This window comes from Bradyrhizobium sp. AUGA SZCCT0169 (genome assembly GCF_018130085.1).
Classification (GTDB): Bacteria; Pseudomonadota; Alphaproteobacteria; order Rhizobiales; family Xanthobacteraceae; genus Bradyrhizobium.
The window spans coordinates 1-19,584 of record NZ_JAFCMC010000022.1; the positions used below are offsets into that span (position 1 = coordinate 1).

Here is a 19,584-nt window from a genome sequence, read left to right on the forward strand (position 1 = left end):
CCTTGTCTGAGATCTCAACAACCTCATTCTGGCACAACTGATGCCGTAGGGGGCCGTCCACACCATCACTCCGCGGCAGGGGTTGTTGGAGAAGAAAGACAACCACCAGCGCGTAAAAACAATTACCGCCGGTGGCTATGGGTCCCGGCCTTCGCCGGGACGACATCCAATGAGATATCCACTCATCCCGCGAGCGCGGCCTTCACCAATCCGCTGGCTTTGCCAAAATCCATCTGGCCGGCGTATTTCGCCTTCAGCACCGTGATTACCTTGCCCATGTCCTTGATCCCGGCGGCGCCGGTTTCAGTGACCGCGGCCGATATCGCCGCCTTCACATCATCTTCCGACATCTGCTTCGGCAAATAAGCGGCGATCACCGCGATCTCCTCGCGCTCCTGCGCGGCGAGTTCGGCGCGGCCGCCCTTGTCGTAGAGTTCGACGGATTCCTGGCGCTGCTTGATCATCTTCTGGAACACGCCGAGCAGGTCGGCATCGCTGAGCGGCGGCTTGCCCTCCCCGCGTGCGGCGATGTCGGCGTTCTTGATCGTCGAATTGACCATGCGCAGCGTGGACAGCTTGCGCTCGTCCTTGGCCCGCATCGCGTCCTTGACCGCATTGTTGATGTCGTCGCGCAGCATGTTCGTATCCTTCGGCTATCAGAGCCCTGATCTAGGCTGTTCGCGCTCTCGAAACAACCTAGCCCCGAAGCCATTCCGTCAGCGCGTCGGCGGTCTCCTGCGGCGCTTCCACCTGTGGCAGGTGACCGCAATTGGCCAGCACCACCAGTTTGGCCCCGGGAATGCCGCTCGCCATCTCCATCGAGAGCGAGTTCGGGATGGTGTTGTCCTGGTCGCCGGTCAGCACCAGCGTCGGGCACCTGATCCACGCCAGCGTGGGGCGCGAATCCGGCCGCCCGATCACGGCGGTCTGCTGGCGGACGAACCCTTCCGGCCCGATATCGTCGCCCATGTCTTGGACCAGCTGGCGTAGCGCGGCATCGCCCTGCCGCGACGGGTGCACGAAGCCGGGAAACAGCTCGTCGAGCACGGCGCGGTATTCGCCGCCTTTGGCGCGGGCAATCATGCCCTGGCGGCGCGTCGTCGCTTCGCCGGTGTCGGGCCGCGCCTGGGTGCTGATCAGCGCCAGCTTCGCCACCCGCTCGGGGGCCTGTCGCATGATCTCGAAGGCGATGTAGCCGCCCATGGAATGCCCGGCGAGCGCAAAGCGCGGCGGCGCTTCGGCCAGGATCCGCCGGGCGATGGCGCCCATATTGTCGTCGCGCTTGTGATTGGCGACTGTCACCGGCCCCAACTGCCAGAGGGCCGGCACCACGGGGCCAAAGAGCCGCGGCGAGCACGCAAGACCCGGAACGAGCAGGATCGGCATCGTATTGTCCATGCGGACTCCTGATTGGGCGCCTTGGGGTGAAAAGCGGCCCTAGCTTCTTGTTTTGACGCGTTTTCTTGACGCGAACCGGCGTCCACTTCGCTCGAAAACGCTATGAAATGGGAACTCCAGATTAGGCTGGTGGCACAGCCTGTCAAATATGCAGTGAAACGCGTGTGAATCCGCGTTTTTGGGGGTTCACGCGGCGGGGTACGCCGACTATGTAATGCGCTCATGACAATCCCTGAAAACTCGTCAGCCTGGCCGGACCTCAAACCGACCGCGCTCCTCGTGCTCGCCGATGGCACCGTGCTGGAAGGCTTTGGCCTCGGCGCGGAAGGCCAGGCGGTCGGCGAAGTCTGCTTCAACACCGCGATGACCGGTTATGAGGAGATCCTCACCGATCCCTCCTATGCCGGGCAGCTCATCACCTTCACCTTCCCGCATATCGGCAACGTCGGCACCAACGACGAGGATATCGAGACGGTGAACATGGCGGCGACGCCGGGCGCGCGCGGCGTGATCCTGCGCTCCGCCATATCAGATCCCTCGAACTACCGCTCGGCGAAACATCTCGACGGATGGCTGAGGGCGCGCGGCATCATCGGCCTTTCCGGCATCGACACCCGTGCGCTGACCGCGCTGATCCGCTCCAAGGGCATGCCGAATGCTGTGATCGCGCACGCCAAGGACGGCAAGTTCGACCTGCACGGCCTCAAGGAAGAGGCGCGCGAATGGCCCGGCCTCGAAGGCATGGACCTGGTGCCGATGGTGACTTCCGCCCAGCGCTTCACCTGGGACGAGACGCCGTGGGGCTGGGAAAAGGGCTTTGGCCGCCAGACCGCGCCCGAATTCAACGTGGTCGCGATCGACTACGGCATCAAGCGCAACATCCTGCGGCTGCTCGCCGGCGAGGGATGCAAGATCACCGTGGTGCCGGCGACGACATCAGCCGAAGACATTTTGGCAATGAAGCCGGACGGCGTGTTTCTCAGTAACGGCCCCGGCGATCCCGCCGAGACCGGCAAATACGCGGTGCCAGTGATCAAGCAGGTGATCGATTCGGGCACGCCGACCTTCGGCATCTGTCTCGGCCACCAGATGCTGGGCCTCGCCGTCGGCGCCAGGACCAAGAAGATGCATCAGGGCCATCACGGCGCCAATCATCCGGTCAAGGACGAGACCACCGGCAAGGTGGAAATCACGTCCATGAACCACGGCTTTGCGGTGGACCAGGACACGCTGCCCAAGGGCGCCACGCAGACCCACATCTCGCTGTTCGACGGCTCCAATTGCGGCATCCAGCTCGACGGCAAGCCGGTATTTTCCGTGCAGTACCACCCGGAAGCCTCGCCCGGGCCGCGGGATTCGCATTACCTCTTCAAGCGGTTCGCGGATCTGATGCGGGCGAACAAGCGGGCGTAAGCGCCACCGTCATTGCCGGGCTTGACCCGGCAATCCATCCACTTTGAAGATTGATGGATGCCCGGATCAAGTCCGGGCATGACAATCTGTCGTCCGCATATGACAATCTGTCACTGGATTGCCGTCTAAAGTCTTAGTATGATGTCGGTAATATTAAACAGGAACCTCCTCATGGACACCGCCCCCGCCCCCAAGGTCGAATACGGCGTGACGCCGACCAGCGTGATGGCGTCAATGACGGGCCTCGAATTCGTCCGCGCGATCTTCGAGGGCAAGCTGCCGGCGCCGCCGATCATGGAGAATGTCGAGCCGTTCGATTCCACCGCCGAGAACGGCGTCGTGACCTTTCACAGCGTGCCGGGCTTCCGGCACTACAACCCGATCGGCTCGGTGCATGGCGGCTACGCCGCGATCCTGCTGGATTCCGCGATGGGGCTCGCCGTCCACACCACGCTGCCGGCCGGCACCGGCTACACCACGCTGGAATTCAAGATTTCCTTCATCAAGGGCATGACCAAGGACACCGGCCCTGTGAAGTCGGAGGGCCGCACGCTCAGCGTCGGCCGCCGCGCCGCTACCGCGGAAGCGCGCATCACCGATTCCAAGGGCCGCCTGCTCGCCCACGCCACCACGACCTGTCTGGTGTTTGAAATCCCGAAAGCATGAGCCAAGGGAACGCGAGGCCCTGACAGCGGTTGAATCCCGACGTATGGTTTGTACGCGGGAGAACGATCATGTCCGTGGTCAGCGAAGACCTTCAGCCCCTCACCTTCGACTTCGTCGATGACGGCCTGGTGCCGAACAGCAAGATGCCGTTCCTGGTCTACAAGCGCGCGATCGACGTCGACAACGATCATCCCGAAAAGACCATCGAGGGCCTGTTCGGCGCCAATGGCTGGGGCGCGATGTGGCGCAACGGCGTCTATGATTATCTGCACTACCACGCCACCGTGCACGAAGTGCTCGGCGTCGCCCGTGGCAACGCCGTCGTTCGGTTCGGCGGCGACAATGGCACGGACCTTGCGATCGCGGCCGGTGACGTCGCGATCCTGCCCGCCGGCACCGGCCATCAATGCCTGTCGTCGAGCGCTGATTTCTCCGTCGTCGGCGCCTATCCACCGGGACCGCCGGCCGAAATCACGCGCGCGACGCCGGAGAATCACGCCAAGGCGTTGAAGACGATTCCGGAAGTGAAGCTGCCGAAGTCCGATCCGGTGATGGGGACGAATGGACCGCTTGTAAAACTATGGAAGCGCGGCTGACACTTCCTTCCTTCTCCCCTTGTGGAGAAGGTGGCGCGAAGCGCCGGATGAGGGGTTTCTATCCGCATCTGGAAATCTTGCCGCGAGGAGAGAACCCCTCACCCGTCTTCGCTTCGCGAAGCCACCCCAAGAGCGAGCTTCGCTCGTCTCGATCCCACAAGGGGAGAGGGCGACAAAATAAGGTCCCCGCATTGGAGGCATGACGCGCAGCGCTGGATCAGCGCCGCCGTTATGTGATTGACTTTCCCTGTCCGAGATCAGGCCAACGTGATCCGGCCCGCACAGGGAAACGTCCAATGACAGCCAACCCAGACATGACCATCCGCGACATCACCGTGACGATGCTGCGCCTGCCCTGGGCCGACGATCCCTCGCTCAAGGGACACGCGCTGGGCCCGACGCGCGACATCCTGATCTGCGAAGTCGAGACCGCAGGCGGCGTCACCGGCATGGGCTATCTGTTCGTGTTCCGCCCGGGCATGCAGTCGATCGCGGCCTGCCTCGACGAGTGCATCATCCCGCGCGTGAAGGGCAAGGACGCCACCGCGATCGAGGCGATCTGGCGCGATCTGTGGACGGCGACGATGACCTATGGCCGCGGCGGCATCGCCGCGATGGCGATGTCGGCGATCGACATCGCGCTGTGGGACGCGGTCGGCAAGCGCGCCGGCCTGCCGCTGCACCGGTTGTGGGGCCATTATCGCTCTGAAATCCCGATCTACGGCTCGGGCTGCTTCCGCGGCGCCGGCGGCGACGGCATGATCGAGAAGGCGCTGCACTTCGTGAAGCAGGGCTACAAGGCGATCAAGATGCAGGTCGCGCATGTGCACACGCCCGCGCAGGACCTCGATAATGTACGCCGCATGCGCGAGGCGCTCGGGCCCGACATCGACATCATGATCGACGTCAATATGGGCTGGAGCGCCGACGTCGCGATCGAGATGGGACGCAAATTCGAAAAGTACGATATCTACTGGCTCGAGGAGCCAGTGCCGGCCGACGATTTCGCCGGCTACCAGCGCATTGCCGCAGCGCTCGACATGCGCGTCGTCGGCGGCGAGACCCATTTCACGCGCTACGATCTAAGGCCGTTCTTTATCAATCCCTGCCTGCCGATCCTGCAGCCCGACCCGATGCGCGGCGGCATGACGGACCTGCGCAAGATCGCATCCCTTGCAGACACCTGGGGCATCACCATCGCGCCGCATCTGTTTCCCGAACTCAACGTGCACCTCCTGGCCTCGATCCCGAACGGCATCTGGTGCGAGAACATGGGGCTGATCGACGACCTCTGGGTCGATCCGCCGCAAATTGCCAACGGCATGATCACCGCGCCGGAGCGGCCGGGACATGGGCTGCAGTTCAAGGAAGAGGTGCTGAAGCACAGGATTTAGCGGCATACTCTTTTCCCTTCTCCCCTTGTGGGAGAAGGTGGCGCGCGAAGCGCGACGGATGAGGGGTTCTATCCACACCGTAAGATTTATCGTGAGGAGAGAACCCCTCATCCGGCGCTTCGCGCCACCTTCTCCCACAAGGGGAGAAGGGGAAGAAGCAATCTCACGCCGCGTTGGCGCTTTCCTGACGGCTGGCTTCGAACAGGAACCAGGTGCGGCGCTCGGTCTCGTCGACGAACAATTCGAGCAACTGCGCGGTGCCGGTATCTTCGTGGTCGTCGCAAAGCTTGTGGGCTTTGCGCATGGCGGCGGCCATGTGCTTGTTGTCCTCCATCAATTCGCGCAGCATTTCGCGCGGCGGGACGTAAGCCTCGTTGTTGTCCTGAATGGTCTGCAGCTTTGCGATCTGCCCGATCGAACGCAGCGTGACGCCGCCAAGCTTGCGCACCCGCTCGGCGAGCTGGTCGGTGGTACCGAAGATCGCCTCCGCCTGCTCGTCCAGCATCAGATGGTAGTCGCGAAAATGCCGGCCGGAGACGTGCCAGTGGAAATTCTTGGTCTTCATGTAGAGTGCGAAGGCGTCGGCCAGCAGCACGTTGAGTGACGCCGAAATCTTGTCCACCGCGGCCTGCGGCAGATCGGTCGGCGTATCGAGATCGGGGGACACTTTTTCGGATTTGTTGGCTTTGCTCACGTTGAACCTTCCTGTTAGGAAACCGGACAGCGGTGGCATTGGACATTGGCCGCCGAACACCCTAACGCATCACTTTCCCGGCGGTTCCTTGCCGGAAACCCCTGTTTTGCCGGACGCAGCCCCGATGGACGAATGGATCGACTATTACGATTCCACGCATACGATCTATGCGAGCAAACTGCACCGGGACCTGCATTTCCAGATCATCGCGCGCGACATCATCGGCTACATCTCATCCCCTGACGCCGTGGTGCTGGACTATGCCTGCGGCGAGGCGCTGTCGGCGGCCAAGGTGGCGGACGCCTGCGCAAAACTCTATCTCGCCGAACCCGCCCCCGGCGTGCGCGGCCGGCTGATCGCGCGCTTTGCGCCGAACACCAAGATCCGCGTCCGTTCGCTGGATGAGCTCCGGAGTATGGACGCGCACTCGGTCGATCTCGTCGTCATGAACTCGGTGGCGCAATACATGACGCAGCAAGAGCTGGATTCCGCATTCGCGGTCGTTCGCCGGCTGTTGAAGCCGAGCGGGCGGCTGGTGCTGGGCGATATCCTGCGGCCCGAGGTCGGCATGGGGCGAGACGTGCTGGCGCTGTTGAAATTCGCAAGCGCCCACGGCTTCCTGACGGACGCGCTCTACGGCCTCGCCTCGACCGCGCTGTCGGACTACCGGCAATTGCGCACCCGCGTCGGCCTGCAACGCTACAGCGAAAGCGAGATGATCGCCAAGCTGACGCGGGCCGGCTTCGCCGCTTCGCGCGCGCAGACAAATATCGGCCACAACCCCTGGAGGATGACCTTCATCGCCCACCACCCATCGGTGCGCTAGTTAGGGTTAATAAAAGGTAAACGTAGCTCACCCGCCCGTGATCGGTAATGATCGCCTTGGCCCGGTGGCGGAAGCGACAACGCGAGAACGATGCAACGTTCTTATCCTGGTTCAAGTCCAGGCCGGGCCTCCAGCCTTCGCTTGCTGCGCAAGCTACGGCTCGGCAAGCCCCGTCGCAGCGAAGGCTGCCGCGACGTAGCCCGAAGGACGAAGTCGGGCCTCGGCCAGCCTTTCCCAACTCACCAAGCCGCAGCCCAAAATAGCCAATTTGCCGGTTGATGGCCCGCTTTTGGGGGTTTCGCGGGTGCGGAATCTGGTCTAAAGACCACCCGCGCGCGAGGGTAACCCGCGCTCTTGGCTTAGGGGACGCGCAGCATGCGCGCCCTTTTTTTGTGCCCAAATTCCAGTCCGCGAGACCTGATGCCCAAAAGAACCGACATCTCCACCATCCTGATCATCGGCGCCGGCCCCATCGTGATCGGCCAGGCCTGCGAATTCGACTATTCAGGCACCCAGGCGGTGAAGGCGCTAAAGGAAGAGGGCTACCGGGTCGTCCTGGTCAATTCCAATCCGGCGACGATCATGACCGACCCGGAACTGGCCGATGCCACCTATATCGAGCCAATCACGCCGGAAATCGTCGGCAAGATCATCGAAAAAGAACGCCACGTCATTCCCGGCGGCTTTGCACTGCTGCCGACCATGGGCGGCCAGACCGCGCTGAATTGCGCGCTGTCGCTCCGCCGTCAGGGCACACTCGACAAGTTCGACGTCGAAATGATCGGCGCCACCGCTGACGCCATCGACAAGGCCGAGGACCGCCAGCTGTTTCGCGAGGCCATGACCAAGATCGGTCTGGAGACGCCAAAATCGCGGCTGGCCAACGCCTCGGCGCTGAAGAAGTCCTACCGCGACAAATACCTCGCCGAGCGAGAGAAACTGTCGGGCGATGCGCTGGAAGAACTCGAGCGGCAATGGACGCTTGGCGAGAACGAACGCCGCAAGCGCTATCAGGAGCACGCGTTCGGCGAGGCGCTGATGGCGCTGTCCGAAATCGGTTTGCCTGCGATTATCCGCCCCTCCTTCACCATGGGCGGCACCGGCGGCGGCATTGCCTACAACAAGGAAGAGTTCCTCGACATCATCGAGCGCGGGCTCGACGCCTCTCCGACCAACGAGGTGCTGATCGAGGAAAGCGTGCTCGGCTGGAAAGAGTACGAGATGGAGGTGGTGCGCGATAAAAAGGACAATTGCATCATCATCTGCTCGATCGAGAACCTCGATCCGATGGGCGTGCATACCGGCGATTCCATCACCATCGCGCCGGCCCTGACGCTGACCGACAAGGAATACCAGATCATGCGCGACGCCTCGCTGGCGGTGCTGCGCGAGATCGGGGTCGAGACCGGCGGCTCCAACGTGCAGTTCGGCATCAACCCGGCCGACGGCCGCATGGTCGTGATCGAAATGAACCCGCGCGTGTCGCGCTCTTCTGCCCTTGCGTCGAAGGCGACCGGCTTTCCGATTGCAAAGGTCGCGGCCAAGCTCGCGGTCGGCTATACGCTGGACGAGATCGCCAACGACATCACCGGCGGCGCCACGCCGGCCTCGTTCGAGCCGACCATCGACTACGTCGTCGTCAAGATACCGCGCTTTGCGTTCGAGAAATTCCCCGGCGCCTCCCACACCTTGACCACGTCGATGAAGTCGGTCGGCGAAGTGATGGCGATCGGCCGCACCTTCCAGGAGAGCCTGCAGAAGGCGCTGCGCGGGCTCGAGACCGGGCTCACCGGCCTCGATGAAATCGAGATCGAGGACCTCGGCCGCGGCGACGACAAGAACGCGGTCCGCGCCGCGTTGGGCACGCCGACGCCCAACCGCATCCTGCAGGTAGCCCAGGCGATGCGGCTCGGCTGGTCCAATGAAGAGATCTTCAATTCCTGCAAGATCGATCCCTGGTTCCTCGCCGAGATGCGCGGCATCGTCGACATGGAAGCCAAGATCAAGGCGAACGGCCTGCCCGGCAACGCGTTCGGCATGCGGACGCTGAAAGCGATGGGCTTTTCCGACGCGCGGCTCGCCGTGCTTGCAGAAGCCACCGAGGCCGACGTGACCGCCAAACGCCACGCGCTCGGGGTTCGCCCGGTGTTCAAGCGCATCGACACCTGCGCGGCGGAGTTCGCCTCGCCGACTGCTTATATGTATTCAACCTATGAATCGCCTTTTGCCGGAAATCTTGCCGACGAGAGCGCGCCGTCCGACAAGAAGAAGGTCATCATCCTCGGCGGCGGGCCGAACCGGATCGGCCAGGGCATCGAGTTCGACTATTGCTGCTGCCACGCCTGCTTTGCGCTGCATGACGCCGGCTACGAGACCATCATGGTCAACTGCAATCCGGAAACCGTGTCGACCGACTACGACACCGCGGACCGGCTCTATTTCGAACCGCTCACCGCCGAGGACGTGCTGGAAATCATCGCCACCGAACGGACCAACGGCACGCTGCACGGCGTGATCGTGCAGTTCGGCGGCCAGACCCCGCTGAAACTGGCGCGCGCGCTGGAAGCCGCCGACGTGCCAATCCTCGGCACCTCGCCCGACGCCATCGACCTTGCCGAAGACCGCGACCGCTTCAAGCGCGTGCTCGACAAGCTAAGGTTAAAGCAGCCCAAGAACGGCATCGCCTATTCGGTCGAGCAGGCGCGGCTGGTGGCGGCCGATCTGGGCCTGCCGCTGGTGGTGCGTCCGTCCTATGTGCTGGGCGGCCGCGCGATGCAGATCATCCGCGAGGAGGAGCAGCTCAACAATTATCTGCTCGGCACGCTGCCCGAGCTGGTGCCGGCCGACGTCAAGGCGCGCTATCCCAACGACAAGACCGGGCAGATCAACACCGTGCTCGGCAAGAACCCGCTACTGTTCGACCGCTATCTTTCCGACGCCACCGAGATCGACGTCGACTGCCTGTGCGATGGCAAGGACACGTTCGTCGTCGGAATCATGGAGCATATCGAGGAAGCCGGCATTCACTCCGGCGATTCCGCCTGTTCGCTGCCGCCGCATTCGCTGGATGGTGCGATGATCACCGAGCTCGAACGGCAGACCCGCGAACTCGCGCTCGGCCTCGACGTGGTCGGCCTGATGAACGTGCAATACGCCATCAAGGACGGCGACATCTACGTGCTCGAGGTCAACCCGCGGGCGTCGCGCACCGTGCCGTTCGTCGCCAAGGTGGTCGGCACGCCGGTGGCGAAGATCGCGGCAAGGATCATGGCCGGCGAGAAGCTCGCGGACTTCAATCTGAAGAAGCGCAAGCTCGGCCATGTCGGCGTCAAGGAATCGGTATTCCCGTTCGCGCGCTTCCCCGGTGTCGATACCGTGCTCGGTCCGGAGATGCGCTCGACCGGCGAAGTGATGGGCATCGACCGTTCGTTCGAGGTCGCCTTCGCCAAGAGCCAGCTCGGCGGCGGCACCCGCGTGCCACGCAAGGGCACCGTGTTCGTTTCGGTGCGCGAGAGCGACAAGACTCGCATCGCGGACGCCGTGCGGCTGCTGCACTCGCTCGGCTTCAGAGTGATGGCCACATCGGGCACCCAGCGCTTCCTCACCGATTCGGGCGTGCCGACCGAAAAAGTGAACAAGGTGCTGGAGGGCCGGCCGCATATCGTCGACGCGATCACCAATGGCGACATCCAGCTCGTCTTCAACACCACCGAGGGGCCGCAGGCGCTGGCCGACAGCCGTTCGTTGCGACGGGCTGCCCTCTTGCATAAAGTGCCATATTACACCACTCTTTCGGGTGCTGTGGCGGCCGCACAGGGCATCCGCGCCTATCTGGGCGGAGACCTTGAGGTCCGCACGCTGCAGAGTTACTTTTCCGAAAACTGATCGTTCGCCGGGCCAAATTGCCCGCTAAACGATTGGCAACAAAGCCATATGGCTGGAACCCACCGCTCGTTTGGAAGTTGTATCGGCCCCTGACGGGGCCGAAAATTAATAGGCTGGCGGGCTCGCGTTTCGAGCCCGAATGGCTCCGAATCGAAATCGAAAGACTGCTTCGTGCGCGCAACTTCTCAAGGAGCGGCTCGCACGGGCGAAGGACGGAAGAGATGATGGAAAAGGTTCCGATGACCGCCGGCGGCTATGCCGCGCTTGAGGTCGAGTTGAAGCAGCGCCAGTCGGTGGACCGGCCGCGCATCATCGAGCACATCGCCGAGGCGCGCTCGCATGGCGACCTTTCGGAGAACGCGGAATATCACGCCGCCAAGGAAGAGCAGTCGCATAATGAAGGCCGCATCGCCGAGATCGAAGACAAGCTCGCGCGCGCCGACATCATCGATATTTCGAAGCTCTCCGGCGACACCATCATGTTCGGCGCCACCGTCACGCTGGTCGACGAGGATACCGAAAAGAAAGCGGTGTGGCAGATCGTCGGCGAGCCGGAGGCCGATGCCAAGAAGGGCCGCATCTCCATCACCTCGCCGCTGGCCCGCGCGTTGATCGGCAAGAAGAAGGGCACGACCGTCGAGGTCATGGCGCCCGGCGGCGCCAAGGCCTACGAGATCACCAAGGTCGAGTGGCGCTAGGCTGGAGCCAGGTTTGCCCCGGCGGGCACTGCCCGCCGGTCCGGGGCCGGGAGATGCGTTCATCGCCTTGAGGAAGACGGCATGCGGCCAGATCACGATCTCGTTGCGTGCCTTGCTTTCGCACTGACGATCGTGATCACCGGATGCAACATCTCGGCTGCGACTGAGCTCGCGATTCCGCCGCGCAAAGCGCCCAAAGACGCCGGCAATTTTTCGATGCAATCCGGTCCGCCGAACTGCAGCCGCTGGACCGACGACTGCGTCAACTGCGCGCGCGGCGCCAAGAATGAGCCCGCGACCTGCTCCAACATCGGCATTGCCTGTCAGCCCAAAGCCATCCGCTGCCTCGGCACGCAGTGATTCCAGTGCTCGGCGTTTCTGCGCTGGTGGCACAGTGCCGCAAAGTCACCTCGAGGTAACCGGCACAGCGGTGTGGCAAACAGTCAGCACTCCCGTAGAATCCCGTGCTGCTCGCCAAAACGTCATCGGAATCCGGCCGCCGCGCGCTTTTCCTTAAGGCCGCGACGCGATACCAAGTGGAACTCGATCCAACTTGGGGGACAACATGGACGCAATCGATAAGCTGCTTTCGAAATTCCAGCCGCCAGCACTGAGCCTGTTTCGCTTCATCACCGGCCTGCTGCTGTTTCAATTCGGCGTCGCGAAGATTCTGAAGTTTCCGACAATTCCGCAGGGTAATCCTTACGCCTTTCTCAACAAGGTGGAGTTGATGTCGCTATCCGGAGCCGCCGGTGCGATTGAGTTGATTCTGGGCGCTCTCTTGCTGCTCGGACTGTTCACACGGCCCGTCGCCTTCATTCTTGCCGGCGAGATGGCCTTTGCTTATTTCATGGGTCACGCGCCGAAGGGCTTTTATCCGCTCATCAACGGCGGCACGCTCGCGATCCTGTTCTGTTTCGCCTGCCTCTATCTGTCGACCGCCGGCGGTGGACCGATCAGCGTCGACGCCATGCGGAAGAAGAGCTGAGGAGCAAACGGCACTTTTGCTAATACCGTCATTCCGGGATGGTCCGCAGGACCAGACCGCAGGTGCGCAATTGCGCATCTGAGGTTCGATGCTCCGCATCGCTCCGGAATGACGGGATAGCGCGCAGCGTTATCCCGTCACCTTCAAATCGAGCGGCACCGCCGCCTCGTATTTGGAATTGTGCAGCACCAGCGACGTCCTGACATTGCGCACATGGGGCGCCGACGTCAGATGGGTGACGAAATCCTGGAACGTCGCCATGTCGGGCGCCACGCATTTCAGGATGAAATCCACCTCCCCCGACAGCATCCAGCATTCGCGCACCAGCGGCTCGGCGCGGACAAATTCCTCGAAGGCGCGCAAGTCGGCTTCGGCCTGGCTCGACAGGTGCACGGAGGCAAACACGGTGACGTCGAAGCCGAGCCGGCGCGGATCCAGCATGCCGCGGTAGCCCTGGATGTAGCCCTCTTCCTCCAGCGTCCTGACCCGGCGCAGGCAAGGCGGCGGCGAGATGCCGACCCGTTTGGCCAGTTCGACGTTGGTGATTCGGCCATCGGCCTGGATTTCGGAAAGAATTCTAAGGTCGATCTCGTCGAGATTCTTCGACACGCGGTCCGGTTCCTTTGGGTTCCCTAGGTTCTTTGGGGCTGGTTTGGCTTGGGAAGGTGTTTGCAGGCAACACTCTTAGCGCAGCTGGCATCGATTGCGCAATTTTATTGCGCGTGCACTGCGCCATTTTGCGTGAATCCGGAGAAAATACCGCAGTTCCGGGGAAAATTCGCTTATTTGAATTGCAAATCTTGCATGGCTACCCAGATATCATAGACTTGGATTTGACACTTTTAGCGCCGCGCGACGCATTTCCCGGCGCTTCCTCGCACAAGTCCTCATCAAAATCCTCCAAAGAGAGGGAATCTGCCGATGCCCGCGCCTATCCATGCCAAGGTCGTCATTATCGGTTCCGGCCCTGCCGGGTACACCGCAGCGATCTACGCCGCGCGGGCGATGCTTGAGCCGGTGCTGATCCAGGGCATCCAGCCCGGCGGCCAGCTCACCATCACCACCGACGTGGAAAACTATCCGGGCTTTGCGGATGTCATCCAGGGTCCGTGGCTGATGGAGCAGATGGAAAAACAGGCGGCCCATGTCGGCACCAAGCTCGTCACCGATCTCGTCACCAAACTCGACACCACGCAGCGGCCGTTCCGTCTGACCTGCGACAGCGGCGAGGTCTATCTCGCCGAAACCGTGATCCTTGCCACCGGCGCCCAGGCGCGCTGGCTCGGCATGCCGTCGGAAGAGAAGTTCAAGGGCTTTGGCGTCTCGGCCTGCGCGACCTGCGACGGCTTCTTCTATCGGGGCAAGGAAGTCATGGTGGTCGGCGGCGGCAACACCGCGGTCGAGGAAGCGCTGTTCCTCACCAACTTCGCCTCGCAAGTTACCATCGTGCATCGCCGCGATCATTTCCGCGCCGAGCGCATCCTGCAGGATCGCCTGTTCAAGAACCCGAAGATCAAGGTGATCTGGGACAGTGCGATCGACGAAATCTGCGGCACCGAAAATCCGGGCAAGGTCACCCATGTGCGCCTGAAAAACGTCAAGAGCGGCGCGCTGACGGAGGTGCCCGCGGACGGCGTCTTCATCGCCATCGGCCACGCGCCGGCAACCGAACTCGTCGCCGGCCAAGTCAAACTGAAACCCTCCGGCTATGTCGAGGTGGCGCCGAACTCGACGGCGACGTCGGTGCCCGGCCTGTTCGCCGCCGGCGACGTCGCGGACGAAACCTGGCGGCAGGCGGTCACGGCCGCGGGCCTTGGCTGTATGGCGGCCCTCGAGGCCGAGCGCTTTCTCGCCTTGCGTGCGAGTGATCGGGCGGCAGCAGAATGATTACGCGTCGAACACGGGACGGATTCACGGACATGGATTGGGACAAGCTGAAGGTGTTTCACGCGGCGGCGGAAGCGGGCAGCTTCACCCATGCCGGCGAGCAACTCGGGCTTTCACAATCGGCGGTATCGCGGCAAGTCTCGGCGCTGGAGCAGGAGCTTGCGGTATCGCTGTTCCATCGCCATGCGCGCGGGCTGATCCTCACCGAACAGGGCGACCTCTTGTTCCGCACCGCGCATGACGTGTTCATGCAGCTGCAGGCGGCGCGCGCCAAGCTCACCGACAGCCGCGAGCGGCCGTCAGGCGACCTCAAGATCACCACGCCGCCGGCGCTCGGCATCAACTGGCTGATTCCGCGGCTCGACGAGTTCACCAGCCTCTATCCGGACATCCGCATCTCGCTGATCGTGACCGACGAGGATCTCGATCTGTCGATGCGCGAGGCCGACGTCGCGATCCGGACCCGCAAGCCGACCCAGCCGGACCTGATCCAGCGCAAGCTGTTCTCGATCGGCTTCCATGCCTATTGCTCGCCGGAATACATCAAGCGCTTCGGCACGCCGCGCACCCTCGATGACCTCGACTCGCATCGCATCATCATGCTCGGCGATTCCCAGGTGCCGCCGCACCTGCAGAACCGCAGCTGGCTGATCGACGCCGGCCGCAACGGCTCGGGTCCGCGCGAGGCTTATTTCAAGGTCAACAACATCCTTGGTCTTGTCAGGGCCTGTCAGCAGGGGCTCGGCATCGCCGCCCTGCCCGACTACCTCGTCGAGGAGAACAACCGTCTGGTGCAGCTGTTCGGCGAGACCGACTCGATCCAGATCGACACCTACTTCGTCTATCCCGAAGAGTTGAAGACGGTGGCGCGGGTGCAGGTGTTCCGCGATTTCGTTGTGAGCAAGGCGCAGCGCTGGCCCTCCTAGCATTTCGGTCTGACTGGAATTTCGGTTCTGATTGAATCAGAACCGAAGCTCTAGATTCTTGTTTTGACGCGTTTTCTTGACGCGAGCCGGTATCGATCCCGCATCACGTGCGGCACGGGCTTCGCACGAAAACGCTTTCGCAGCGGCTGACGTTTCCCGCCTTCCCGATTAGCGGCTCTTATAAAGCCCCCGGTCTCCGCATGTCAGACATGCGGCTTAACCGGTTTACGCAAGCCGCAGATGGGGATCATAGTGCTTACACGCTGAGCGATCGTGTCGCGCATATGTCCCCCTCCTCCAGTGGCGCGGGCGCTCAGTAATCCCTCTTGGAAGGTGATTGTGTCGGCCTCACGTGGCCAATACCTTAAGCCGGGCTCTTTTGGGCCCGGCTTTTTTTCTTCTCCGGATCGTTTCGTCTGCAGATGATTTCAGCTGATCCTTCGTCGTCTCCAGATCTTTTCTTCTTCCGTAAAACAAACGTCATCGAGCGTGCGCGGATTGACAGCGCGCCGTTGCGCCATCATCATCGTCACATGATCACGAATTCGTGCGCCGCTCTGTCGTCGAAAAAAGGTCCCCACCCGGGGACCCGAGATCGACGCGCGCGATAGATTAACCGCCAAGCCGATCCCGAAACCCCGCCGTCTGGACGGGGTTTTTTCATGTGTCCCGTCTCCGGCAATAGCCTTCAAGGAGATGGAACCATGTCTACCGATCCACAAGACCGATTACAGGGCCTCTGGCTGCCCCTCGTTACGCCGTTTCGCAACGGCGAACTCGATGAGCCGTCGCTGCGCCGCATGATCAGGCACTACGCCAATAGCCCGGTCGACGGCTTGATCCTCGCCGCCACCTCGGGCGAGGGCATGACGCTGGACCTCCACGAGCTCGAGCAGCTGGTGTCGGTGACCCGGGCCGAGATCTCGGCTAGCCGCCGCTATATCCCGATCTGTCTCGGCCTGTCCGGCGCCAGCACGCGCAAGATGCTGGATACGCTCGACGAGACCGCCGCCTGGCCGATCGACTTCTATTTGATCGCCAGCCCCTATTACACGCGGCCGTCGCAGCGCGGCCTGCTGCGGCATTTCACGGTGCTCGCCGATCACGCCTCATGGCCGATCGTGCTCTACAACATCCCCTACCGGACCGCGGTCAATCTCTCCAACGAGACCCTGCTGCAGCTCGCCGCACATCGCAACATCGTCGGCATCAAGGATTGCTCTGCCGACCGCGCCCAGTCGATCGAGTTCCTGGCCCTGCGGCCGAAAGGCTTTCGCGTGCTGACCGGCGAGGACGCGCACTATCACGAGGCGCTCGTCGACGGCGCCGACGGCGCTATCCTGTTGTCGGCGCATCTGGAGACCGAAGCGTTCGCCTCGGTGCGGACGCTGATGCAGCAGGGCGACCACCAGGGCGCACAGGCGTGCTGGAACAATATTTCCGAACTGACGCGGCTGTTGTTCGCCGAACCCAGCCCGGCGCCTGCAAAATACTGGCTGGCGCAGAGCGGGCTGATCGACAGTGCCGAGGTCCGGCTGCCGATGGTGGAAGTCAGCGCGGAGCTCGCGGCGCGGCTCGATGCGGAGCGGGAACGGCGCGCGCCGGCCCTGTTGCGGCGGGCGTAGCAAGGCGTCGCAGCCGGGTCCCTCCCGCTTATAGGGAGCGTTGCGCACAAAAAAGCCGCCGCACGCGGAAGACCGCGGCGACGGCTTTTCTGTCGCTCCACACCGGCTCGGATGATGCGGAGGCGCATAAGGTGACCAGAATATCTTCCAATGGCGTGGACGCCGGCCAGCAAAATTGCCTGACCGCGTTGGCGCAATGTTAACCGCATTCGCCCGCGGTCGCCTCGCCGATCGCCGCGTGACCTTTGCAAACGCCGCGGCCTTCCGGAACGCTGGTTAACGGCTGGTGAGGGCGGCGCTTCAAAATCGTCCAAAGCATTGCCGTCAACTTTAAAATCTCGGGCGTATTGATGTCCTCATTGAGAAAACGGGGGACATCAAATGATCGACCACACCAGTGACAATTGGAAATTTCCGACCAGCGAACGCGTCCAGCGAGTGCAGGACGTTTTGCTGGTTTCGTCCTTTGCCTTGTGGGCGACGCTGATCGGCTTCGCGCCGGTTGCGACCTGGCGTCTGCTGATGGCTTGAACGAAAACGCAGGAGCTGCCGTGGTTAATCGGCGGTAGCACCTGCGGTCAAATGCGAGCAAAATTGCGACCGGGATTTTAAAAGCGGTCGCGTATCAAGCTCGTCACAACGGACAAACGCGGGGGCGCGTCGTGGAAATCGAAAACAATACTCTCCCTGATCAACAGGGTTTTACGACCGAGGACGTTCTTTGGGCGGTCGGCATCTGGTCGGTGATCCTGACCATGTCGCCGGTCGTCGTATTTTATATGCTGATGGTGGCGTGAGCGGACTGCTTCCGCCGTCATTGCGAGCCAACGGGTCGCGCGAATGCGCGCCCGTTGGCTCGCAATGACGCAGACAAAGAAAAACGCGCGGAGTCCCGCGCGTCTTTTTAAGTCCGTAAGCGGCGTTGTTACGCTGCTTGCTTGTGCATGGCGCCGGAAGCCGACGCGTTGCCGCGGATGGCCTTGATCGAACGTTCGATCGCAGCCCACAGCCGGCTGATTTCCGCAGCGGCCCGGCCTTCCGCATAATATTCGCGGGCGCCTTCGCCGTTGCCGAGCGCCAGCAACAGATCGGCACGGTTGGTGATCTGGCCGCTCCACACCGGCGCACGGAACTTGATCAATGCTTCACGCGCAATGGTGACGATCCGGCTTTCAACGCCGTCCCGGCTCGCGGGGGCACCGTTGATGACGACCGCGTAGGGCTTGCGCGCTGCACGGCAGGTCTGAATGGTTTCCTGCACGGCATTGACGTCAAACACGCCGGGCCGCGCCGGAATGATCACCATCGTGGCGTTCTTGATGGCGTCGTCGACGACGGCCGACAAATTCGGCGGCGTGTCGATGAACACCCATTCGATACCGTCGCGCTTGGCGGCGGCGATAATTCCGCTGACCGAATTTACCGCGGCCTTGATCGGCGGCTCGTTCGTTCCACGCAATTTGTGCCAGAGAGTAAGCGATCCCTGCGGATCAGCATCAACCATCAAACAGGGTTTCGTCGACTTATGGACGTGCGCAGCAATGTGAGCAGCCAGGGTACTTTTTCCCGAGCCCCCCTTACGCGAAGCAAAAACTATGACGTTCATACCTTGGCCTCCAGATTGACCCCAGAAGCCGAAAATGAATCAGCGCACTGATTCGTGAAAGAAAAATTTGCTGCTTATTGCGAAGAAGCCACTGATTAGCCAATAAAGTTGCTTTTTGAGTCACACTGCGTGCGACCGCGCAATCGGTGACGGAATCGCAAAAACGGAATCGCCAGAGTGGCTTGATCGATTCAGCGCATGCTTTTTGTGCGCTGTCGTTCGATCCATTTGCGCTCGATCCATCCGAGCAGCTTCGCCATCGGCGTCTGCAGAAATGGGACGTCCTGCGCGAACAAAAGGAGTCCGAGCGGCAGCATCCAGAGTCCGAGCACCGGCAAGATGCTGAAAATGCCGCCGAAGATCAGCAGAATGGCGATCGGAATCCTGACGTAGCGCGACGATGGCTTGCGCAGCCAGCCGACGAATCTGGCCGGGCCGGCAGGCAGCTTGGCTTCGAACCAGGCAAAATGCCGGTCGAGCTCCATTTGCGATTCTTTGCTCAATTGATCTCTCCTCGTGCTGAAGAGATGTTGACTCGCAGCCGGAGGCACAAGGTGTCAGTCTGTCGCGCGAAGGGGGCTTGAAATGGCATGCCGCGCTCAGGTCCGGGCTGGTTTTGCCGGTTTCTTGGGCTTACGCGCCTTGGCCGCGGATTTGCGCGGGGCCGCCGGCTTGATCGCCATTGGCCTGCCGGCGGGCGCTGAAGCGGCCCGGCTCGGTTCGGGACCGGATCTGAATTGCGCCCGACAAGGCGGCGAAAGCTGAGACTTCTTGGCGACCATGCAGGCCGTGACGCGCTCGACATTGGGGATATCGGAACTGCAAAGCCGGAAAGCGTCGCTGGTGCAGGCCTGTTCCTGTTCAGGGGTGTAGCTCTGCCCCAAAGCCGGCAGCGATGAAAATGCGAGCGCCGTCGCCAGCACCAAACCAAACCCGCAATTGCTGATCCGAAAAGTCGCCATGAATTCCCCCCGAGGCAATG

General features: G+C 62.3%; 21 protein-coding genes and 1 pseudogene. 15 read left to right on the forward strand and 7 right to left on the reverse strand.

The genetic code is table 11. The features are described 5' to 3' along the window. Positions 1-182: 182 nt before the first annotated feature. The gene (locus tag JQ609_RS22670; protein ID WP_212275026.1) at positions 183-638 is read right to left on the reverse strand and encodes a GatB/YqeY domain-containing protein; all 456 of its coding nucleotides are present in this window, start codon (positions 636-638) and stop codon (positions 183-185) included. A 58-nt stretch (positions 639-696) separates the two neighbouring features. Next, a complete protein-coding gene (locus JQ609_RS22675) occupies positions 697-1,398 on the reverse strand; it encodes an alpha/beta fold hydrolase (RefSeq protein ID WP_212275027.1) in 702 nt (233 codons plus the stop codon). 222 nt (positions 1,399-1,620) lie between these two features. Here JQ609_RS22675 and carA point away from each other — a divergent pair, with 222 nt between their 5' ends. From carA to JQ609_RS22695, 4 genes are all read left to right on the forward strand, one after another. Further along, a complete protein-coding gene (carA, locus tag JQ609_RS22680) occupies positions 1,621-2,811 on the forward strand; it encodes a glutamine-hydrolyzing carbamoyl-phosphate synthase small subunit (RefSeq protein WP_212207692.1) in 1,191 nt (396 codons plus the stop codon). Between the two features lie 171 nt (positions 2,812-2,982). Continuing rightward, entirely contained in the window at positions 2,983-3,477 is a 495-nt protein-coding gene (locus JQ609_RS22685) for a PaaI family thioesterase (protein ID WP_212275028.1), read from the forward strand. A 68-nt stretch (positions 3,478-3,545) separates the two neighbouring features. Continuing rightward, positions 3,546-4,073: a hypothetical protein gene (locus tag JQ609_RS22690; protein ID WP_212275029.1), complete on the forward strand. Its 528-nt coding sequence runs from the start codon at positions 3,546-3,548 to the stop codon at positions 4,071-4,073. Positions 4,074-4,369: 296 nt separating this feature from the next. Further along, entirely contained in the window at positions 4,370-5,467 is a 1,098-nt protein-coding gene (locus JQ609_RS22695) for a mandelate racemase/muconate lactonizing enzyme family protein (protein WP_212275030.1), read from the forward strand. 163 nt (positions 5,468-5,630) lie between these two features. Here the strand turns inward: JQ609_RS22695 and JQ609_RS22700 are convergent, their stop codons facing one another. Next, entirely contained in the window at positions 5,631-6,161 is a 531-nt protein-coding gene (locus JQ609_RS22700; protein ID WP_212275031.1) for a Dps family protein, read from the reverse strand. A 124-nt stretch (positions 6,162-6,285) separates the two neighbouring features. Between JQ609_RS22700 and JQ609_RS22705 the strand changes: the two genes are divergently transcribed. The 6 genes and pseudogenes from JQ609_RS22705 (at position 6,286) to JQ609_RS22730 (ending at position 12,558) form a co-directional block, all read left to right on the forward strand. Continuing rightward, positions 6,286-6,987: a class I SAM-dependent methyltransferase gene (locus JQ609_RS22705; protein ID WP_212275075.1), complete on the forward strand. Its 702-nt coding sequence runs from the start codon at positions 6,286-6,288 to the stop codon at positions 6,985-6,987. A 58-nt stretch (positions 6,988-7,045) separates the two neighbouring features. Continuing rightward, positions 7,046-7,120 (forward strand): annotated as a pseudogene (locus tag JQ609_RS22710). A gap of 287 nt (positions 7,121-7,407) precedes the next feature. Beyond that, the gene (gene carB / locus JQ609_RS22715; protein ID WP_212207687.1) at positions 7,408-10,872 is read left to right on the forward strand and encodes a carbamoyl-phosphate synthase large subunit; all 3,465 of its coding nucleotides are present in this window, start codon (positions 7,408-7,410) and stop codon (positions 10,870-10,872) included. A gap of 221 nt (positions 10,873-11,093) precedes the next feature. Next, positions 11,094-11,570 carry a transcription elongation factor GreA gene (gene greA, locus JQ609_RS22720; RefSeq protein ID WP_212207686.1) on the forward strand — a complete coding sequence of 159 codons (477 nt, stop codon included), beginning with the start codon at positions 11,094-11,096 and terminating at the stop codon, positions 11,568-11,570. Between the two features lie 81 nt (positions 11,571-11,651). Then, the gene (locus JQ609_RS22725; RefSeq protein WP_212275032.1) at positions 11,652-11,930 is read left to right on the forward strand and encodes a hypothetical protein; all 279 of its coding nucleotides are present in this window, start codon (positions 11,652-11,654) and stop codon (positions 11,928-11,930) included. A 214-nt stretch (positions 11,931-12,144) separates the two neighbouring features. Further along, positions 12,145-12,558 (forward strand): DoxX family protein, encoded by a 414-nt coding sequence (locus JQ609_RS22730; RefSeq protein WP_212207815.1) that lies wholly within the window; start codon positions 12,145-12,147, stop codon positions 12,556-12,558. Between the two features lie 129 nt (positions 12,559-12,687). Here JQ609_RS22730 and JQ609_RS22735 read toward each other — a convergent pair whose 3' ends face one another. Beyond that, positions 12,688-13,167: an Lrp/AsnC family transcriptional regulator gene (locus JQ609_RS22735; RefSeq protein WP_192736745.1), complete on the reverse strand. Its 480-nt coding sequence runs from the start codon at positions 13,165-13,167 to the stop codon at positions 12,688-12,690. A gap of 312 nt (positions 13,168-13,479) precedes the next feature. Between JQ609_RS22735 and trxB the strand changes: the two genes are divergently transcribed. The 5 genes from trxB to JQ609_RS35645 all read left to right on the forward strand — a co-directional run bounded on the left by trxB (position 13,480) and on the right by JQ609_RS35645 (position 17,793). Next, positions 13,480-14,445, forward strand: a complete 966-nt coding sequence (trxB, locus tag JQ609_RS22740) for a thioredoxin-disulfide reductase (protein WP_212207684.1) — start codon at positions 13,480-13,482, stop codon at positions 14,443-14,445. A gap of 32 nt (positions 14,446-14,477) precedes the next feature. Beyond that, positions 14,478-15,371: a LysR family transcriptional regulator gene (locus tag JQ609_RS22745; protein ID WP_212032642.1), complete on the forward strand. Its 894-nt coding sequence runs from the start codon at positions 14,478-14,480 to the stop codon at positions 15,369-15,371. 704 nt (positions 15,372-16,075) lie between these two features. Next, positions 16,076-16,996, forward strand: coding sequence for a 4-hydroxy-tetrahydrodipicolinate synthase (dapA, locus tag JQ609_RS22750; RefSeq protein WP_212275033.1), 921 nt, complete (start codon positions 16,076-16,078; stop codon positions 16,994-16,996). A gap of 381 nt (positions 16,997-17,377) precedes the next feature. Next, complete coding sequence (locus JQ609_RS22755) at positions 17,378-17,527, forward strand: hypothetical protein (RefSeq protein WP_212275034.1); 150 nt, start codon at positions 17,378-17,380, stop codon at positions 17,525-17,527. Between the two features lie 131 nt (positions 17,528-17,658). Next, positions 17,659-17,793 (forward strand): hypothetical protein, encoded by a 135-nt coding sequence (locus JQ609_RS35645; protein ID WP_283813432.1) that lies wholly within the window; start codon positions 17,659-17,661, stop codon positions 17,791-17,793. Between the two features lie 128 nt (positions 17,794-17,921). Here the strand turns inward: JQ609_RS35645 and JQ609_RS22760 are convergent, their stop codons facing one another. From JQ609_RS22760 to JQ609_RS22770, 3 genes are all read right to left on the reverse strand, one after another. Then, complete coding sequence (locus JQ609_RS22760) at positions 17,922-18,602, reverse strand: ParA family protein (protein WP_192736750.1); 681 nt, start codon at positions 18,600-18,602, stop codon at positions 17,922-17,924. A gap of 191 nt (positions 18,603-18,793) precedes the next feature. Continuing rightward, positions 18,794-19,087: a hypothetical protein gene (locus JQ609_RS22765; RefSeq protein ID WP_409363384.1), complete on the reverse strand. Its 294-nt coding sequence runs from the start codon at positions 19,085-19,087 to the stop codon at positions 18,794-18,796. 114 nt (positions 19,088-19,201) lie between these two features. Continuing rightward, the gene (locus tag JQ609_RS22770) at positions 19,202-19,564 is read right to left on the reverse strand and encodes a hypothetical protein (protein ID WP_249128310.1); all 363 of its coding nucleotides are present in this window, start codon (positions 19,562-19,564) and stop codon (positions 19,202-19,204) included. Between the last annotated feature and the right edge of the window lie 20 nt (positions 19,565-19,584).

What these genes read in the sequence shown, in the direction of transcription:
- greA (WP_212207686.1), top strand. Translation starts at nt 11,094, where the DNA reads ATGATGGAAAAGGTTCCGATGACCGCCGGCGGCTATGCCGCGCTTGAG.
- JQ609_RS22755 (WP_212275034.1), top strand. Translation starts at nt 17,378, where the DNA reads ATGATCGACCACACCAGTGACAATTGGAAATTTCCGACCAGCGAACGC.
- dapA (WP_212275033.1), top strand. Translation starts at nt 16,076, where the DNA reads ATGTCTACCGATCCACAAGACCGATTACAGGGCCTCTGGCTGCCCCTC.
- JQ609_RS22685 (WP_212275028.1), top strand. Translation starts at nt 2,983, where the DNA reads ATGGACACCGCCCCCGCCCCCAAGGTCGAATACGGCGTGACGCCGACC.
- JQ609_RS22765 (WP_409363384.1), bottom strand. Translation starts at nt 19,087, where the DNA reads ATGGAGCTCGACCGGCATTTTGCCTGGTTCGAAGCCAAGCTGCCTGCC.
- JQ609_RS22745 (WP_212032642.1), top strand. Translation starts at nt 14,478, where the DNA reads ATGGATTGGGACAAGCTGAAGGTGTTTCACGCGGCGGCGGAAGCGGGC.
- carB (WP_212207687.1), top strand. Translation starts at nt 7,408, where the DNA reads ATGCCCAAAAGAACCGACATCTCCACCATCCTGATCATCGGCGCCGGC.
- JQ609_RS22695 (WP_212275030.1), top strand. Translation starts at nt 4,370, where the DNA reads ATGACAGCCAACCCAGACATGACCATCCGCGACATCACCGTGACGATG.
- JQ609_RS22725 (WP_212275032.1), top strand. Translation starts at nt 11,652, where the DNA reads ATGCGGCCAGATCACGATCTCGTTGCGTGCCTTGCTTTCGCACTGACG.
- carA (WP_212207692.1), top strand. Translation starts at nt 1,621, where the DNA reads ATGACAATCCCTGAAAACTCGTCAGCCTGGCCGGACCTCAAACCGACC.
- trxB (WP_212207684.1), top strand. Translation starts at nt 13,480, where the DNA reads ATGCCCGCGCCTATCCATGCCAAGGTCGTCATTATCGGTTCCGGCCCT.
- JQ609_RS22675 (WP_212275027.1), bottom strand. Translation starts at nt 1,398, where the DNA reads ATGGACAATACGATGCCGATCCTGCTCGTTCCGGGTCTTGCGTGCTCG.
- JQ609_RS22760 (WP_192736750.1), bottom strand. Translation starts at nt 18,602, where the DNA reads ATGAACGTCATAGTTTTTGCTTCGCGTAAGGGGGGCTCGGGAAAAAGT.
- JQ609_RS22690 (WP_212275029.1), top strand. Translation starts at nt 3,546, where the DNA reads ATGTCCGTGGTCAGCGAAGACCTTCAGCCCCTCACCTTCGACTTCGTC.
- JQ609_RS22670 (WP_212275026.1), bottom strand. Translation starts at nt 638, where the DNA reads ATGCTGCGCGACGACATCAACAATGCGGTCAAGGACGCGATGCGGGCC.
- JQ609_RS22770 (WP_249128310.1), bottom strand. Translation starts at nt 19,564, where the DNA reads ATGGCGACTTTTCGGATCAGCAATTGCGGGTTTGGTTTGGTGCTGGCG.
- JQ609_RS22705 (WP_212275075.1), top strand. Translation starts at nt 6,286, where the DNA reads ATGGACGAATGGATCGACTATTACGATTCCACGCATACGATCTATGCG.